This window comes from Roseateles sp., assembly GCF_039595295.1.
Lineage (GTDB): Bacteria > Pseudomonadota > Gammaproteobacteria > Burkholderiales > Burkholderiaceae_C > Roseateles.
Genome location: NZ_JBCNLU010000009.1, coordinates 17,378 through 32,997, shown reverse-complemented (window position 1 = coordinate 32,997; position 15,620 = coordinate 17,378). Strand labels below are relative to the sequence as shown.

General features: G+C 68.5%; 14 protein-coding genes. 11 read left to right on the top strand and 3 right to left on the bottom strand.

What is annotated here, in order from left to right:
- Positions 1-56: 56 nt before the first annotated feature.
- From ABDW59_RS09055 to ABDW59_RS09035, 5 genes are all read left to right on the top strand, one after another.
- On the top strand, positions 57-875 hold the full coding sequence (locus tag ABDW59_RS09055) for a hypothetical protein (protein WP_343629369.1): 819 nt from the start codon (positions 57-59) through the stop codon (positions 873-875).
- Positions 876-965: 90 nt separating this feature from the next.
- Entirely contained in the window at positions 966-1,421 is a 456-nt protein-coding gene (locus tag ABDW59_RS09050; protein ID WP_343629368.1) for a universal stress protein, read from the top strand.
- 113 nt (positions 1,422-1,534) lie between these two features.
- Positions 1,535-3,673, top strand: a complete 2,139-nt coding sequence (locus ABDW59_RS09045; protein ID WP_343629367.1) for a M13 family metallopeptidase — start codon at positions 1,535-1,537, stop codon at positions 3,671-3,673.
- Positions 3,674-3,888: 215 nt separating this feature from the next.
- On the top strand, positions 3,889-4,536 hold the full coding sequence (locus ABDW59_RS09040; protein ID WP_343629366.1) for a hypothetical protein: 648 nt from the start codon (positions 3,889-3,891) through the stop codon (positions 4,534-4,536).
- 31 nt (positions 4,537-4,567) lie between these two features.
- Positions 4,568-6,052, top strand: a complete 1,485-nt coding sequence (locus ABDW59_RS09035) for a hypothetical protein (RefSeq protein ID WP_343629365.1) — start codon at positions 4,568-4,570, stop codon at positions 6,050-6,052.
- A 73-nt stretch (positions 6,053-6,125) separates the two neighbouring features.
- Here ABDW59_RS09035 and ABDW59_RS09030 read toward each other — a convergent pair whose 3' ends face one another.
- Positions 6,126-6,485 carry an H-NS histone family protein gene (locus ABDW59_RS09030; RefSeq protein ID WP_343629364.1) on the bottom strand — a complete coding sequence of 120 codons (360 nt, stop codon included), beginning with the start codon at positions 6,483-6,485 and terminating at the stop codon, positions 6,126-6,128.
- 433 nt (positions 6,486-6,918) lie between these two features.
- Here ABDW59_RS09030 and ABDW59_RS09025 point away from each other — a divergent pair, with 433 nt between their 5' ends.
- Together ABDW59_RS09025 and ABDW59_RS09020 are read left to right on the top strand one after the other, a co-directional pair.
- On the top strand, positions 6,919-7,710 hold the full coding sequence (locus tag ABDW59_RS09025; protein ID WP_343629363.1) for a GntR family transcriptional regulator: 792 nt from the start codon (positions 6,919-6,921) through the stop codon (positions 7,708-7,710).
- Positions 7,711-7,804: 94 nt separating this feature from the next.
- On the top strand, positions 7,805-9,400 hold the full coding sequence (locus tag ABDW59_RS09020) for a methyl-accepting chemotaxis protein (RefSeq protein ID WP_343629362.1): 1,596 nt from the start codon (positions 7,805-7,807) through the stop codon (positions 9,398-9,400).
- Between the two features lie 28 nt (positions 9,401-9,428).
- Here ABDW59_RS09020 and ABDW59_RS09015 read toward each other — a convergent pair whose 3' ends face one another.
- Positions 9,429-9,896 (bottom strand): Lrp/AsnC family transcriptional regulator, encoded by a 468-nt coding sequence (locus tag ABDW59_RS09015; RefSeq protein WP_343629361.1) that lies wholly within the window; start codon positions 9,894-9,896, stop codon positions 9,429-9,431.
- 185 nt (positions 9,897-10,081) lie between these two features.
- Here ABDW59_RS09015 and ilvB point away from each other — a divergent pair, with 185 nt between their 5' ends.
- Complete coding sequence (ilvB, locus tag ABDW59_RS09010; RefSeq protein ID WP_343629508.1) at positions 10,082-11,911, top strand: biosynthetic-type acetolactate synthase large subunit; 1,830 nt, start codon at positions 10,082-10,084, stop codon at positions 11,909-11,911.
- 63 nt (positions 11,912-11,974) lie between these two features.
- On the opposite strand, the gene ABDW59_RS09005 is transcribed toward ilvB, so the two are convergent.
- Positions 11,975-12,637: a GntR family transcriptional regulator gene (locus ABDW59_RS09005; RefSeq protein ID WP_343629360.1), complete on the bottom strand. Its 663-nt coding sequence runs from the start codon at positions 12,635-12,637 to the stop codon at positions 11,975-11,977.
- Positions 12,638-12,871: 234 nt separating this feature from the next.
- Here ABDW59_RS09005 and pcaC point away from each other — a divergent pair, with 234 nt between their 5' ends.
- Genes pcaC through ABDW59_RS08990 form a run of 3 tightly spaced genes read left to right on the top strand, consistent with a single transcriptional unit; the run spans position 12,872 to position 15,551 of the window.
- Positions 12,872-13,270, top strand: a complete 399-nt coding sequence (gene pcaC, locus ABDW59_RS09000; RefSeq protein ID WP_279755557.1) for a 4-carboxymuconolactone decarboxylase — start codon at positions 12,872-12,874, stop codon at positions 13,268-13,270.
- Between the two features lie 12 nt (positions 13,271-13,282).
- Positions 13,283-14,146 carry an NAD(P)-dependent oxidoreductase gene (locus tag ABDW59_RS08995; RefSeq protein WP_343629358.1) on the top strand — a complete coding sequence of 288 codons (864 nt, stop codon included), beginning with the start codon at positions 13,283-13,285 and terminating at the stop codon, positions 14,144-14,146.
- A gap of 4 nt (positions 14,147-14,150) precedes the next feature.
- Entirely contained in the window at positions 14,151-15,551 is a 1,401-nt protein-coding gene (locus ABDW59_RS08990; protein ID WP_343629357.1) for an NAD-dependent succinate-semialdehyde dehydrogenase, read from the top strand.
- Positions 15,552-15,620: the final 69 nt, after the last annotated feature.

The following is a 15,620-nucleotide window of genomic DNA, read 5'->3' as shown; positions in this document are numbered from 1 at the left end:
ACTGACAAGGCGCGCGGTCCGCGACGGACCGCGCGCCTTTTTGTCTGGAGACTCTGATGATCAGCATGCCTTCCTACGCCAATACGTCAAACGGGATCCCCGACCAGCCGGGGGTCCACCCTCAGCCTTCCGAGCCTGAGCCCGACGCTAGCCCCAACAACTACGACCACCTGCGGACTCACCGGAGCGCGCCTTCCGAGAACCTCTATGGCCCGGCCTCGGGACTGGCGGCGCTGGCCCAAACCCTGGGGCGCGCGGGGCAATTCCGCCCGCAGACCCAGGCCGAGAATCCGCTGTATGAGCCGGTCGGCGAGCCCGCCCAAGCCCGCAGTTCCAGCGCGGGCCGAGGCTCGGGCATCTACGAGTCGATCGACCCCGCCGAGGAGTCGCGCGCGGAGTTCTTGAACTCAGCGTGCTTCAAGGAATGGCAAAACCCGGTCAACGGGTCACGTGGCGTCCATCTGCGGCAGTTCGCGCTGGATCTGGCCAAGGTGCTGGGTGAGGAATACCCCGCCGGCATGGCGCGGGCGATCATGCCTGCGCACACCTTCGGCGCGGGCAAGGCCCTGCATCTGGCCGCGCAGACGGCGACGCTGAACAAGTACGACGCGATGTTCACACGCCTGAGGAATGACAGCGCCGAGGCACGAAAGACGTTCGGCGTCCAGTCGCATGTTGCCCAGCAAGAGGTCCTGAAGCATGCGCTGAAGGACGTCTTCGATGCGCTGCCTGAGGAGAAGCGGGCGAAGTGGATCAAACGTCTGACCCCTGAGAACGTCGAGCAATGCAGAGATCGGCTGCAGCTGGAACTGCGCGGCAACATGACGCCCAATGCCGCGACATTGACCGTTCTGCAATCCGTGACGGCGGGTTGAACCGCCTGTCGCCCCGAGGCTGATACCGGAGCACACCGGGGAGGTCGGCGGAATTAGCATCCCCCCATCCCATCCGATGGAGCGATGACCATGTACGCCAAGATCCTGGTTCCTGTCGACGGCAGCCCGACCTCCAACGCCGGCCTGGCGGAGGCGATCCGGCTGGCCCAGCTCAGCGGCGGAGAGATCCGCCTGCTGCACGCGCTGGACCTGCAGGCCTTCTCCATGATGTCCAGCGCCGGGCTGGGCATCACGCCGGACAACTTCGAGCAGATCCGCTCCGGCGGTCGCAAGGTGCTGGACGACGCCGCCGCCCTTGTGCGCGCCGCCGGCGTCGCGGTGTCGGAGCAGCTCACCGAGAGCCTGGCCTCGCGGGTGAGCGATCTGGTCACCGCCGAATGCAAGTCCTGGGGCGGCGAGGTCATCGTGCTGGGCACGCACGGCCGGCGCGGCTTCTCGCGCGCGCTGCTGGGCAGCGACGCCGAGCTGATCGTGCGCTACGCCGAGGTGCCCGTGCTCCTGGTGCGCGGACCGCAGGGCGGCTGAGCCCGGACGTCAGGTCGGTGCGGCGCCTGCGCGCCGGGAGTGTCGGAAGACACCTTGGCGCGCGCGGACGCTGACGGAGAATGCCCGCCAGCTTTCACCACCCGCCGCCGGCCATGACCCGTCCTCCCCTTGCCCGCAATGCCGCGGCCGTGCTCATCGCGGCCGCCGTTCTTGGCGCTTGCGCCAGTGCCCCCCCGCAAGACCCGGCCCGCGACGCGACGCCCGTGGCCGCCCTCGCCACGCCCGGCGCCGAGCCCGTGGCCACCGAAGGTCCGCTGGACCGCCTGCCCTACACGCCCAGCCTGGACACGGCGGCGATGGACCGCGGCGCCGATCCTTGCGAGGACCTCTACCAGTTCGCCTGCGGCGGCTGGATGCAGGCCAATCCGATTCCCCCGGACCAGGCGCGCTGGTCGGTCTACGCCAAGATGGCCAACGAGAACCAGCGCTACCTGTGGGGCGTGCTGGACAAGCTCTCCGCCGCCGATCCGGCGCGCAGCGCCAACCAGGCGCGCATGGGCGACTACTTCGCCGCCTGCATGGACGAGGGCGCCGCCGACCGGCACGCGCTCGCGCCGCTGCGTCCGCTGCTGTCGCGCATCGAGGCGCTCAAGGACCGCCGCGAATTGCCCTCGCTGCTCGCGGCGCTGCAATTGGCGACCAACAACGAGCGCCTGCTGTTCCGCTTCACGTCCGGCCAGGACATGAAGGATGCGACCAAGGTGATCGCCTTCGCCTATGCCGGCGGCCTGAGCCTGCCGGACCGCGAGTACTACTTCAAGACCGACGACAAGTCGCGCCAGCTGCGCGAGCAATTCACCGCCCACGTGGCGCGCAGCTTCGCGCTGCTGGGCGACACGCCCGTCGCCGCGCAGGCGCAGGCCCAGCGCGTGCTGGCGCTGGAGACCGCGCTGGCGCGGGCCTCGCTGAGCCGCGTCGACAAGCGCGACCCCTACAAGGGCTTCCATCCGATGCGGGCCGCTGGCCTGCAGGCGCTGACGCCGGGCTTCGACTGGGCGGCTTACCAGCGCGCGCTGGGCCTGGACCCGGCCAAGTCGCTCAACGTCACCGAGCCGGCCTTTTTCAAGGCCATGGGTCAGGAGCTGGCCAAGCGCGACCTCGGCGAGCTGCGCGACTACCTGCGCTGGCAGCTGGTGAGCAGCCTGTCCGGGACGCTGTCGGCGGACTGGGTGCGGGCGGACTTCGAGTTCTTCGGCCAGACGCTGCAAGGCGTGCCGCAGCTCAAGGCGCGTTGGAAGCGCTGCGTCGAGCTGGTCGACGCGCAGCTGGGCGAGGCGCTGGGTCAGGAATTCGTCGCGCGCAACTTCAGCCCCGAACTGAAGGACAAGACGCTCACCATGACCAAGCAGATCGAGGACGCGATGGCCGCGCGCATCCGCTCGCTGAGCTGGATGAGCGAGGCTACGCGCAAGCGCGCGATCGAGAAGCTGCAGGCCATCGTCAACAAGGTCGGCTACCCGGACCGCTGGCGCGACTACGGCGCGCTCGCGGTGGCGCGCGACGACTTCGCCGGCAACGTGATGCGCGGCCATGCGTTCGAGCTCAAGCGTCAGCTGGCCAAGATCGGCAAGCCGGTGGATCGCGGCGAATGGGGCATGACGCCGCAGACCGTCAACGCCTATTACGACGCGCAGATGAACGACATCAACTTCCCGGCCGGTGTGCTGCAGCCGCCGCTGTTCGACCGGAAGATGGATGACGCGCCCAACTACGGCAACACCGGCGGCACCATCGGCCATGAGCTGATCCACGGCTTCGACGATGAGGGGCGGCAGTTCGACGCCAAGGGAAACCTGCGCGATTGGTGGACCAAGAAGGACGCCAAGTCTTTCGAGCAACGCGCCGCCTGCGTGACGCAGCAGTACGCGCAGTACGTCGTGGTCGACGACATCCGAATCAACAGCAAGCTCACCCTGGGCGAGGACCTGGCCGACCTGGGCGGGCTGGTGCTGGCTCATGCCGCATGGAAGGCGCAGGTGGCGGACATGACGCTGGAATCGCGTGACGGCCTGACGCCGGAGCAGCGCTTCTTCGTCGGCTTCGCGCAATGGGACTGCAGCCAGACCCGGCCCGAGTACGCGCGCGTGCACGCGCTGACCGACCCGCATTCGCCGGGGCGCTATCGGATCAACGGCGTGGTGGTGAACATGCCGGAGTTCGAGAAGGCCTTCAACTGCAAGCCCGGCCAGAAGATGGTCAAGCCGAACGCGGAGCGCTGCAAGGTGTGGTGACGGCGCGGGCCGGCTGAACCCGCAGCGCCGGGGACGGACAACAGGGGCGGCGCGCCGAAGGGTGCGTCGCCCTTGTCACCTCCAGGAGTGCCACGATGCCCCGTTCAATTGATGGATCCGCCAGTTCTTCCCCCATTCCCACGCCAGCGTCTCATTACGCCGAGCTCGCGTGGAGCAATTCGAGCCAGAGCGAGCCCGCGACGCGGGATCGAGGCGTGACCGCCCGGGAGGACGCCTGCATCTATGCGGATCTGGATTTTGTGCGCATGATCGCGACGGGTGGGGAGTGCTCGACCGTGGCGGTGACGCCCAGCGGGATTGTGATGCCGTCCCCCGTGTTGACCAAGAGCATGGGCAAGTTCATCGGCGATGCCGTCCGCACCTTTGCGCGGTCTCATCGTTTCGACCTGAGGCCCAGCGTGACATTGGCGCATCACTACGGTAGCCGTGTCGCGGTCAATGATCTTCGACGCTCGACCGACAGCTTCCAGTTCGAGACGCTGGCGGTCGGCTTGTGGTCCGACCTTGAGGAGCGCAATGCCGACAAGCCCCGGGCGGCCCTCATGGCGGTCTACGCGACGCTTGTGAAAGCGATGGTCCGCGTCGCCGTCAGGGGCCTGTCGGACGCGCAGAAACAGGTGTTCGCACGCCATGCGACGCGTGGCGAGTATCTGCAGATGGCGATCAATGAGAGCCGCGGCAGCGAGGCTGCCAAGTGGCGCGCTTGCCGCGATCTCTTCGGCACGATGAGGCAGGTCGGCGATGAGTTGGCGCATGTCGGCAAACGCGGTCGGGCCGAGAGATCGGCCCTCGCGCAGGAGGTGGCGGCAGGGCCGGAACGGCGCGCGCGAGCCGCCGACTGACCGGCCTCTTCACGACCCCCAGGCGCTTGTCATGCTGCTCTCCTCCCCGCCCCAAAGCTCGGCGCCCGGCGCTTGGACGGCTGATTCGCCGGACATCCTCAAGTCGACGGTGCAGCGGGAGCCGGCGGCCGAGGTCCGCGTGCCTCGGCTCTCTGGCCAGGGAAGGCTGGCGGGGATGGATGTGATCGGTCAGCTCCTCCCGCCCTTGGGATCGCACGGCATCGAGGTGCTGCCGTTCAAGATCCCTGATAGCGCCCAGTTCTCTTCGCCGCGTACAGACGGCGGTCAGCTGGGTGAAGATCTCTCCTCGCCTCTGAATCTTGAGCAGACACGTCTGCTGTGCGGACTGTTCGATGCCGAGCCGTCCGGCGTCGTCATCGTGGAACGCGGTCGCTTGCCCTCGCTGCTCGGCGTCGAGCTGCCCGAGGGGCATCACCCGACCAGCCGGTGCGACGCTTCTGATCGCCAGCTGTGGGTCGAGACGCCCATCCTCAACCACCTGCGCCTGTTTCAGATGCGCGGCGAATACGTCGTGCCGCGTCGGCACGTGCCGCTCGTCGCCGTGGATGCGTCTCTGAAGCCGGAGAAGACCGTCGAGGTGCTGCGGTGCCTGCTGGTGAATGCGTCACGCTGCAAGGCGCGCAAGGACGAGGGGGCGTCCGCGGAGCAGCAAAGTAGCCCGTTGCGCGTCGCCATCGGTGGTGCCACGTTCCACGGAGAAGCCGGCGATGTCGCAGCGATTCTTCATGCCCTGAGATGCGCGGAGAGGGCGGCGGAGGCGTCTCAGGCGCTTTCCGAGGAGCAGGTCAACGAAGCCATGCAGAAGCATTTCAAACATCAGCAGGCCCATGGCCGGACGGATGTCCACCCGGATGAATGTCTGTTCGCGGCCACCGCTCGGGTGATCGGGGTCGTCAGGCGGTCGGCGGACCTGCCACGCTCGAGCCAGGCGACATCGAGCGCCCCGTCCTTGCCGATCCGCGCCGGCAATCCAACGTTGTCGAGGACGGTCGCCCCGATCGAACCAGCTAAACCAGCTAAACCAGCCGAACTGATCGCGCTGCACGCATGCTGCGGGGCAGTGGCCCGGTGTTTTGCGAAGTCCTATCCCCTCGGCTGGGGAGGATCCTTCAGACGAGCCGTGACGCCCGAGGCCTTCGGCAAGTATCCACATGGCGCGGCGAAGGCCATTCAAAAAGTCATGGAGCTGCTCAAGAGGGACATGGACAACCGCAGTCTCGAGTGGTTGAGGGTGGCCCACGGTGCCGACGGCGAGTTCCCGAAGACGAGTCCGCTGCTGTCAGAGTGTTTCGCCAAGGCCCTGCGCGAACACCACGCACAGTTGGACTCGACAGCGCAGCATGCGTGGCGCAGACATGCCATCCATGAGGAGCTGGGCAACGCGATCTCCGCCAACGAGGGATTGCTTCGGGACGAGCGCGAGCGGGAGCAGTGGCCGATCGCCCTCGTCACCGTGGAGATGCTGAAGCAGTTGCGCGCGGTCGGACAGGCTTGATCCGCGTGGGAGGTGGCGGCGGCCGAATGGACTTCAGCCGTTCAGCCGTTCGGCCGTTCAACCGATCGAGCGCTCAGCCGATCAACAATTCCTCGGCCGTCTTGCCGGCGGCCAAGGCGTCCTTGAACCAGTTGGGACGCTTGCCGACGCCGGTCCAGGTGCGGCCGGCGCCGTCGTGGTACTTCGGGGTGCCGGCGCTGCGCGCGGGCTTGGCGACGCGGGCCTTGCGCGCCGCCGCGACGCGGGTCGCGCCGGTCTTGCCGGACGCGCCGCGGACGCCGGGACCGAACAGCTCTTCAGGCGTCAAGCCGTAATGGTCGATCGCCTCGCGGATGCGGGCGACGACGCCGGAGATCTCTTTCGCCCTGAGCGCATCGGCTTCCTTCTGAAGCTTCTCGATCTGGCTCAGGACTTGTTTCAGCGACTTGGCCATTCAGCCGTCTCCAATGGGTATCGACATGGGCATTCGCCTCTGGCTGCCGGAACCCTCCCGGCGGCGACTGTAGCGCGTCGGGATCGTCAGGCGACCGCGGGGCGGCGATTCCGGGCCGCTTGGCATGGCGTCGCGGCGCCGGACCGACCCGAGTCAATGCATGGGCAGCGCGCGTTCATCGATTCATTGGTCCGTGTGGCCCGGGTCGGAGCGTCGCGCGTAGCCGACAGCGCGCCTCCCGGTCTCGGGAGCGCCCCCACAGATTCCGGTAGGCCGAGGCCGGATCGACACGGGAATGGGCGGGTGGATCCGCCCGGCCGCACGGACTTCATTGCGATGCGGCAAGAACGTGCCGCCGAGCGTTCAAAGGCGCGCCTACCGCGCCGCGCGACTTCCTAGAGTGGACGAGTCATTCACTGGATGGAGTTCCACGATGGTTCGTTCCCATCACCCGATCAATGCCCCGACCTATCTGCGTCTGCGCGACCAGATCCGCACCGACATCGAGGAAGGCAACTGGCGATTGGGCCAGCACCTCACGCTCAATGAATTGAGCGTGCACTACCGCGTCAGCAATGTCCCGGTGCGCGAGGCACTGCTGCAATTGCAGGGCGACGGCATGGTGGACATGCGGATGAACAAGGGCGCGGTGGTGCTGGATGTCGACGAGCCCTTCATCGACAAGTACTTCGATGTCCGCGAGGCGCTGCAGTCGATGCTGGTGACGAATGCCTGTCGGATGCGGCTCGGGCAACTGGGCGCGGCACCTCCCGGGCTGGCACAGCCATCGCCGCAGGAGTCCGCCTCGATGGATTTTGCGGCGGGGCTGAAGCGCGGGCTGGAGTGGTTGGCCCGGATGGAGGACGCCGCGCGGCGCGGGGTGGTGCGGGATCTGCTGGCGGCCGATCACGCGCTGCATGAGCAGTTGGCACGGCTGGGCGGCAACGATCAGGCCGAAGGCATGCTGGCCGCGCGCGGGCGGCTGCTGGAGGCCTTCCGGCGGATGCGCGTCGATCTGCTGGCGCCGGAGCTGATGGTGCTGCCCATGCACGACGGCGCCTTGCTGCGAGCCGTGGCGGACGGCGACGGGGCCGCGGCGCGCGAGGCGGTCCGGCTGCATGTGGCCGCGTCGCGCGCCTACATGAAGAAGCTGCTGAAGATCCCGGCGGGCAGGCTGCGTCCGGACGGGGGCGTGATCGCCGGCGTCTCCCTGCCGGGCGCATGATTTGCCGTCAAGGACGGCCCGGCCGGCGTGAGGATGCCCCTGCGCCGGCCCGCGGAATTGGCATCGGCCGGCGTTCCGGCCCAGGAGGTGCGAGATGCGCGATGAGGTTTCAAGCCGGGGCGGCGCCTCGGGCGGGATGACGCTGGGCCGCAAGCTGGGCCTGGCCTTCGGCGTCATGGTGGTGTTGACCGCCTTGATCGGCCTGTTCGGCATGAATCGGATGGGTGAGGTCAACGATCACACGACGGCCATCGCGAAACGCTGGCTGCCGGCAGTGAAGATGCTCGGCGACATGCGCTCGGTGGCCAACCAGCTGCGGCGTGCCGAGGCCGAGCATGTGCTCAACACGGGCGCGGCGGACATGGCGGCGGTCGAGGCGCGGCTGGCGGACCTGCGGCGCAAGCTCACCGAGCAGGAGCGGGCCTATGACCCGCTGGTCGAGCATCCCGACGAGGACAAACTCTTCGAGGAGTACGGCCGGCTGCGCGACCGATATCTCGACGCGCAGACCCAGGTGCTGGCGACGTCGCGGGGCGGCAGCGGGCGCTTCGAGGAGGCCCGCGCCGCGTATCTGGGCGCGTCCAAGCAAGCCTTCGATGCGTGGGTCGTGCAAGTGGCCAAGCTGGTGGACTTCAACAACCGCGGCTCCGACGCGGCCGCGTCGCAGGCGTCGGCGACGCACCGTTCCGGCAGCCTGGCGATCGCCGCGGTGATGGCGCTGGCGGTGGTGGGCGGCGTGGTGCTGAGCATTGTCATCGTGCGCGGCGTTCGGCGCCAGATCGGCGGCGAGCCGGCGCTCGCGGTGGATCTCGCGCAGCGCGTCGCCGACGGCGATCTCACGCTGGAGATCCGCGTCGCCGCGGACGACTCGACCAGCGTGCTGGCCGGGCTGCAGCGGATGCAGACTCGACTGAACGAGATCGTGCGCACGGTGCGCGGCAACGCGGAGGGCGTGGCGACGGCTTCGGCGCAGATCGCTCAGGGGAATGCGGATCTGAGCAGCCGGACCGAGCAGCAAGCCAGCGCCTTGCAGCAGACGGCCGCCTCGATGGAGGAGCTGGGCGCGACGGTGCGGCACAACGCGGACAACGCGCGTCAGGCCAGTCAACTGGCGCAGAGCGCGTCGTCGGTGGCGGGCGAAGGCGGCGGCGCGGTGGGCGAGGTGGTGTCGACGATGTCGGAGATCGACGAGTCCTCGCGGCGCATCGGCGACATCATCGGCACGATCGACGGCATCGCTTTCCAGACCAACATCCTGGCGCTGAACGCCTCGGTCGAGGCGGCGCGCGCGGGCGAGCAGGGACGCGGCTTCGCGGTAGTGGCGGAGGAGGTGCGCACGCTGGCGCAGCGCAGCGCGCAGGCGGCGCGCGAGATCAAGACGCTGATCGGCACCAGCAGCGCGCGCGTGGAGCGGGGCTCGAGCCAGGTGGCGACGGCGGGCGAGAAGATGACGGCCATCGTGCAGTCCATCCAGCGGGTGACGGACATCATGGGCGAGATCAGCGCGGCCTCGCAGCAGCAGAGCCAGGGCGTGTCGCAGATCAGCGAGGCGGTGTCGCAGATGGACCGCGCGACGCAGCAGAATGCCGCGCTGGTCGAGCAGAGTGCGGCCGCCGCGGAGAGCCTGCGCGCGCAGGCGCAGAAGCTGGTGGAGGCGGTGGCGGTGTTCAGGCTGGCGGGCGAGCGCTGACGCTCGTCGTTCTTGGCCGATGGCCGGATCAGAGCGGCAGCGAACTCGCCTTCAGGCAGCGCAGCACGAAGCTCGACTTGCTGTGGCGCACGCCGGGGATCTTGTAGAGCTTCTCGCGCAGCAGGCGTTCGTAGTCGCGGGTGTCGCGCACCGACAGCCGCAGGACGTAGTCGTAATCGCCGGAGACCAGATAGGCGTCGATGACCTCGGGGATGGCCTCAAGGTGACGCGCGAACTCGGCCATGGCGGCGTCGGTGTGCTTGTTCAGCGTGAGCTGCACGATGAGCTGCTCGGGGCGGCCGACCTTCTCGGCATTGACCTTCACGGTGTAGCCCTCGATGACGCCGGATTCCTCCAGCCGCTTGATGCGGGTCCAGCACGGCGAGGTGGTCAAGCCGACCTCGTCGCTGACCTCTTGCAGGCTGGCGCGAGCATTCCGCTGCAAAGCGCGCAGGATGGCGCGGTCGAACTTGTCGAGCTTGATTTCCTGTTCCATTGACGTTCGGCGGGAAGATTTGCTGTGACGGTGATTCTAGGAGGCAAGAACGGCAACAATTGCGGCTGACTCCCCGGGACACTGGGCATATGAACGCCACGCTCCCCGCCCAGCTCCAGCCGCCTGCCAAGGCACCGCCCGTATTCGATCCCGAGCTTCAGATTGATGTGGCGATTCCGGGGGCGATGTCGGAGCCGCCCATCGCGCCCATTGCGCCCATTGCGCTCAATGCGCTCAATGCGCTCAATGGCGCGCAGACGCTGCTGGACACGCTGGTGGCCTGTGGCGTCGACACGGTGTTCGGCTATCCGGGCGGCGCGGTGCTGCCGCTGTACGACGCGCTGCACGGCGAGCCGCGTCTGCGCCACGTGCTGGTCCGTCACGAGCAAGCGGCGGTGCACGCCGCCGAGGGCTACGCGCGCAGCACGGGCCGGCTGGGCGTGGTGCTGGTGACCTCCGGCCCGGGAATGAGCAACACGACGACCGGTCTGCTGGACGCGCTGTGCGACTCCATTCCCCTCCTGTGCATCAGCGGCCAGGTCAACAGCGCGGTGATCGGCACCGATGCCTTCCAGGAGTGCGACGCGCTGGGGATCTCGCGGCCGGTGACCAAGTGGAATGCGCAGTTGCGACCGGGCGGCGACGTCGCCGGGATGGTGCGCAAGGCCGTGGAGATCGCCCGAGGCGGTCGGCCGGGGCCGGTGCTGCTGGACATGCCCAAGGATGTGCAGCTCGCGTCGCCCTTGGACCCGGTGGCGAAGTCGAAGGGCAAGACGGTGTCGATGAACAAGCTGGCGATCGCGCAGCGGGCCGCTGCCGAGGCTCGCCGTGAGCGGGCGCCTACGACGACTGCGCAGCCGGTGGAAGTCCAGGCCATCGAGCAGGCCGCCGATTGGATCGCTGCGGCGCGTCGCCCGGTGTTCTACGGCGGCGGCGGGCTGATCAACGCGGGCGAGGACGCATGCGCGGAGTTCACGGCGATCGTCGACGCGACGCAGGCGCCGTGCACGCTGACGCTGATGGGGCTGGGCGCGGTCCCGGCGTCATCGCCGAGCTGGCTGGGGATGTTGGGCATGCACGGCACGCTGGAGGCCAATCTGGCGATGCATCACGCCGATCTGATCGTGTGTGCGGGCGCGCGCTTCGACGACCGGGTGACGGGTCGGCTGGACAGCTTCGCGCCGGGCGCGCGGGTGATTCATCTGGACATCGATCCGGCGCAGATCGACAAGGTGCGTCGCGCCGACCTGGCGCTGTGCGGCGATGCAGACACGGTGCTGCCGCGGCTGCGTCGCGCGCTGGCGCGTCGCGCAATGCCGGCGGCGCGGCTCGCCGATTGGTGGTCGCGCATCGAGGGCTGGCGGGCCCAGCGCTCGCTGGACTTCGAGGACACGCCCGCGGTCATCGCACCGCAGGCCTTGATGGCGCGGCTGCGCGCTCGACTGGAGGGACGCGATGCGATCGTCTCGACCGACGTGGGTCAGCATCAGATGTGGGCGGCCCAGCATCTGGCTTTCGAGCGTCCGAGGCGCTGGTTGACCTCGGGCGGTGCGGGCACCATGGGCTATGGCTTGCCGGCGGCGATTGGCGCGCAGGTGGCGCATCCGGACAAGCTGGTCGTGTGCGTCAGCGGGGACGCGTCCATCCTGATGAATCTGCAGGAGCTGGCAACGGCGCGGCAGCACCGCGCGGGGGTGAAGGTCGTGCTCTGCAACAACGGCCACATGGGCATGGTGCGGCAGTGGCAGGAGCTGCATCACGGCGAGCGCTACAGCCATAGCTACAACGCCTGTCTGCCGGATTTCGTCGCGGTCGCGAAAGGCTTCGGCTGGGGCGCGCGACGGGTGGAGCGACGGGAGGAGTTGGATGAGGCGCTCGCCGAATGCCTGGCGAGCGAAGGCCCCTTCTTCCTCGACGTCGCGGTCACGCCCACGGAGAACTGCTTCCCGATGATCCCGGCGGGGAAGGGGCATCAGGAGGTGATGTTGCGCGCTCCGGTGAAAGAGCCCTGGTGAGCTGTCGCTGTCCGCCGAATCTGGACCCCGACGCCACTCGGCTTCATGCCGACGCCCCCTTCATCACCGGCCCATGCTGCGCAGCACGTTCTCGACGGCCTGCTTCACATGCTCGCCGCACAGCCGGGCGGCGAGCTCGCCATCGCGCTGCTCGATGGCGGTGACGATGGCGTCGAGCTCCCGCAGCGTGTGGGGTAGCCGACCCGGCTGCGCCATCGACAAGCGCCGCAGCACCGTCACGCGGTTGTTGAGCTGGCGCAGCATCTGCCCGGCCACCGCGTTGCCGCAGCCCTCGACCAGGATGTCATAGAACTGGTTCTTGATCGTCAGGATGCGGGCGCGATCGCCCGCCTCATGCGCCTGGGCCAGCTCGGTGAGCTTGGCCCGCAGCGCCACCCGCAAGTCCGCCGACGCGTTCAGCGCGAAGCCGCGGCCGGCCAGACTCTCCAGACTGGCGCGCACCTCGTAGATCTCCCGCACCTCGTCGCGCGAGATGCTGGTCACCTCCGGCCCGCGGTGCGGAATGATGGTGATCAGCCCCTCGGCCTGCAGGTGCTGCAGCGACTCCCGCACGCAGGAGCGGCTGACCTCCAGGCTCTCGCACAACTCCCGCTCCGACAGCTTCTGACCCGGCGCCAGCACGCCGTCCAGGATGGCGGTGCGCAGCGCTTGCGTCGCGCGCTGGCGCAGCGATGTTTCTTCTCGGGCGACTTTCACAAGGCTCATGGGGCGGGATCCTACCGGCGCTCGGGGCGATGTCCGGACATTCGGACAGCGCTGGCGCAGACAAGCGGATTGTCATACAGCACGTCGATGCTGACTTCAATCCATACATTCCCAATGTCGGATTGTCAGACAATCCGACTACATTGAGCTTCATCGATCGCCGCCCGGCGGTCCCCCACCTGGTCCCCGGACCTCGTCCCCCTCTTCATCCCCTCACCGATCCAGGAGTTTCCTATGACCCGCGCCTACGCCCCGAAGAACCAGGCCCTGTTCGACCAAGGCCTCTCGACCCGCCGTGAGGTGCTGGGCGCCGAGTACGTCGATGCGTCGATCAAGAACGCCACCGACTTCAACATCGACATGCAGGAGCTGGTCACGCAGTACTGCTGGGGCGACGTCTGGAACCGCCCGGGTCTGGACCGCCGCACCCGTTCCTTCCTGAACCTGGCCATGATCACCGCGCTGAATCGTCCGCACGAGCTCAAACTGCACGTGCGCGGCGCCATCAACAACGGCCTGACGCGCGACGAGATCAAGGAAGTCTTCCTGCAGACGGCGATCTATTGCGGCGTGCCGGCGGCGATCGACTCGTTCCGGGTCGCCGCCGAGGTGTTCAAGGAAATGGACGCCTGAGGAGCCGCCGCCATGACCCGCATCGGATTCATCGGCCTGGGCATGATGGGCGTGCCCATGGCCCACCTGCTGCACGCCGCCGGCCATGAGCTGGTCGTACAGGACGCGCGCCCCGAGGTCGCCGCCAGCTTCGTCGACGCCCACGCCGGCGCTCGCATCGCGCAAGGCGCGGCGGACTTCGCAGCCTGCGAGGTGCTCATCACCATGCTGCCCAACTCCGATATCGTCGACGCCGTGCTCGCACCGCTGGCCGGCGTGCTCGAGCCGGGCACGGCGGTGATCGAGATGAGCTCCGCCGATCCCAACCGCACCCGCGCCCTGGCCGCGCGTTTGCAGGAACACGGCGTCACGCTGATCGACGCGCCGGTATCCGGCGGCGTGAAGAAGGCCGTCGCCGGCACGCTGGCCATCATGGTCGGCGGCGACATCCCGACCTTCGAGCGCGTCCGCCCAGTGCTGGACACACTGGGCAAGGCGATCTCGCATGTCGGCCCGGTGGGCGCCGGCCACGCGCTGAAGGCGCTGAACAACTACGTCTCCGCCGCCGCGCTGATCGCGACCGCCGAGGCCATCCATGTGGGCGCCGCCTTCGGCATCGACCCCGCGACCATCGTCGATGTGATCCAGGCCTCCACCGGTCGCAACAACACGACCGAGAACAAGGCCCATCAGTTCATGCTGAACGGTTCGTTCAACTCGGGCTTCTCGCTCGCGCTGCAGGCCAAGGATGTGGGCATCGCCGCGTCGCTGGGCCGCGCGATGGGATTGCCGATGTCGCTGGCGCAGGACGTGTACGCGATGACGACCGAGGCCTCGGAAACGCTGGGCGCCGGTGCGGACCACACGGAGCTCTACCGCTTCGTCGGCAAGGCCTGACCCCATGAGCCGCATGAGCGCGTTTTTCGACGTCATCAACCCCGCGACCGGCGAACGTGTCGCGCAGGTGCCCAAGGCCACGGCCGGGGACGCGCTCGCGGCGGTCGAGGCCGCGCGTGTGGCGCAGGTCGAGTGGCGTCGGCGCGGCGGCCATGCGCGGGCCGAGGTGCTGCAAAGCTGGCACGACCTGGTCATGGCGAGCGCCGAGGAACTCGCCCGGATCATGGTGACCGAGCAGGGCAAGCCCCTGGCCGAGGCGCGCGGCGAGATCACCTACGCCGCGAGCTACATCCGCTTCTACGCCGAGGAAGCGAGGCGGCTGCATGGCGAGACCATTCCGTCCGCGACCCCGGACCGGCGCCAGCTGGTGGTGCGAGAGCCGGTGGGTGTCTGCGCCGCGATCACGCCGTGGAATTTCCCGGCCGCGATGGTGACCCGCAAGGTCGCGCCGGCCCTGGCGGCCGGATGCGCGATGGTGCTCAAGCCGTCGGAGCTGACGCCGCTCACCGCGCTGAAGCTGGTCGAGCTGGCGCATCGCGCGGGCGTGCCGGAGGGTGTGTTGGCCGTGCTGGTCGGTGATGCCGTGGAGATTGGTGCGGTGCTGACCGCCTCGCCCACGGTGCGCATGCTCAGCTTCACCGGGTCGACGCCGGTTGGCCGGCTCCTGATGGCGCAATGCGCGCCGACGGTCAAGAAGCTCGGGCTGGAGCTGGGCGGCAACGCGCCCTTCATCGTCTTCGACGATGCGGACCTGGACGCGGCGGTGGAGGGCGCGCTCGCCTCGAAGTTCCGCAACGCGGGTCAGACCTGCGTTTGCGCCAACCGCTTCTTTGTGCAGCGCAGCGTCTATGAGGACTTCGCCCGCCGCCTCACCGAGCGCGTGAGCGCGCTCAAGCCCGGCAACGGCTTCGAGGACGGTGTGACGCAGGGGCCGCTGATCAATGAGGCGGCGCGTCGCAAGGCGTTGTCGCACGTCGAGGACGCGCGCTCGCGCGGCGCCCGCGTGGCGACGGGCGGCGAGGCGGTCGACGGGCCGGGCTGGTTCATGCAGCCGACGGTGCTGCTTGACGTCACGGCCGGTATGCGCTGCCTGGAGGAAGAGACCTTCGGTCCGGTGGCGCCGCTCGTCGTCTTCGATGACGAGGCCGAAGCCGTGGCCTGGGCCAACGCCAGCGAGTTCGGGCTGGCGAGCTACTTCTACTCGCGCGATGTGGCGCGCTGCTTCCGCGTCGCGGAGGCGATCGAGTCCGGGATGGTCGGCATCAACACCGGCGTGATCTCGAGCGAGACGGTGCCCTTCGGCGGCGTCAAGCAGTCGGGCCTGGGACGGGAGGGCTCCCGCCACGGCCTGGACGAATACACCGAGCTGAAGCTGATGAGCTTCGGCGGCATCGGCGCGGTCTGACGCGCCAGCCACTCCCCTTCTGCATCGACAGACACGCAGCGGCCGGCGACGGACCGGGCCGCGCATTCC

Bases quoted from the DNA above. Each gene is read 5' to 3' on its own strand.
- ABDW59_RS09035 (WP_343629365.1), top strand. From the start codon at position 4,568: ATGCTGCTCTCCTCCCCGCCCCAAAGCTCGGCGCCCGGCGCTTGGACG.
- pcaC (WP_279755557.1), top strand. From the start codon at position 12,872: ATGACCCGCGCCTACGCCCCGAAGAACCAGGCCCTGTTCGACCAAGGC.
- ABDW59_RS09020 (WP_343629362.1), top strand. From the start codon at position 7,805: ATGCGCGATGAGGTTTCAAGCCGGGGCGGCGCCTCGGGCGGGATGACG.
- ABDW59_RS09025 (WP_343629363.1), top strand. From the start codon at position 6,919: ATGGTTCGTTCCCATCACCCGATCAATGCCCCGACCTATCTGCGTCTG.
- ABDW59_RS08990 (WP_343629357.1), top strand. From the start codon at position 14,151: ATGAGCCGCATGAGCGCGTTTTTCGACGTCATCAACCCCGCGACCGGC.
- ABDW59_RS09045 (WP_343629367.1), top strand. From the start codon at position 1,535: ATGACCCGTCCTCCCCTTGCCCGCAATGCCGCGGCCGTGCTCATCGCG.
- ilvB (WP_343629508.1), top strand. From the start codon at position 10,082: ATGTCGGAGCCGCCCATCGCGCCCATTGCGCCCATTGCGCTCAATGCG.
- ABDW59_RS09005 (WP_343629360.1), bottom strand. From the start codon at position 12,637: ATGAGCCTTGTGAAAGTCGCCCGAGAAGAAACATCGCTGCGCCAGCGC.
- ABDW59_RS09015 (WP_343629361.1), bottom strand. From the start codon at position 9,896: ATGGAACAGGAAATCAAGCTCGACAAGTTCGACCGCGCCATCCTGCGC.
- ABDW59_RS09055 (WP_343629369.1), top strand. From the start codon at position 57: ATGATCAGCATGCCTTCCTACGCCAATACGTCAAACGGGATCCCCGAC.
- ABDW59_RS09050 (WP_343629368.1), top strand. From the start codon at position 966: ATGTACGCCAAGATCCTGGTTCCTGTCGACGGCAGCCCGACCTCCAAC.
- ABDW59_RS09030 (WP_343629364.1), bottom strand. From the start codon at position 6,485: ATGGCCAAGTCGCTGAAACAAGTCCTGAGCCAGATCGAGAAGCTTCAG.
- ABDW59_RS08995 (WP_343629358.1), top strand. From the start codon at position 13,283: ATGACCCGCATCGGATTCATCGGCCTGGGCATGATGGGCGTGCCCATG.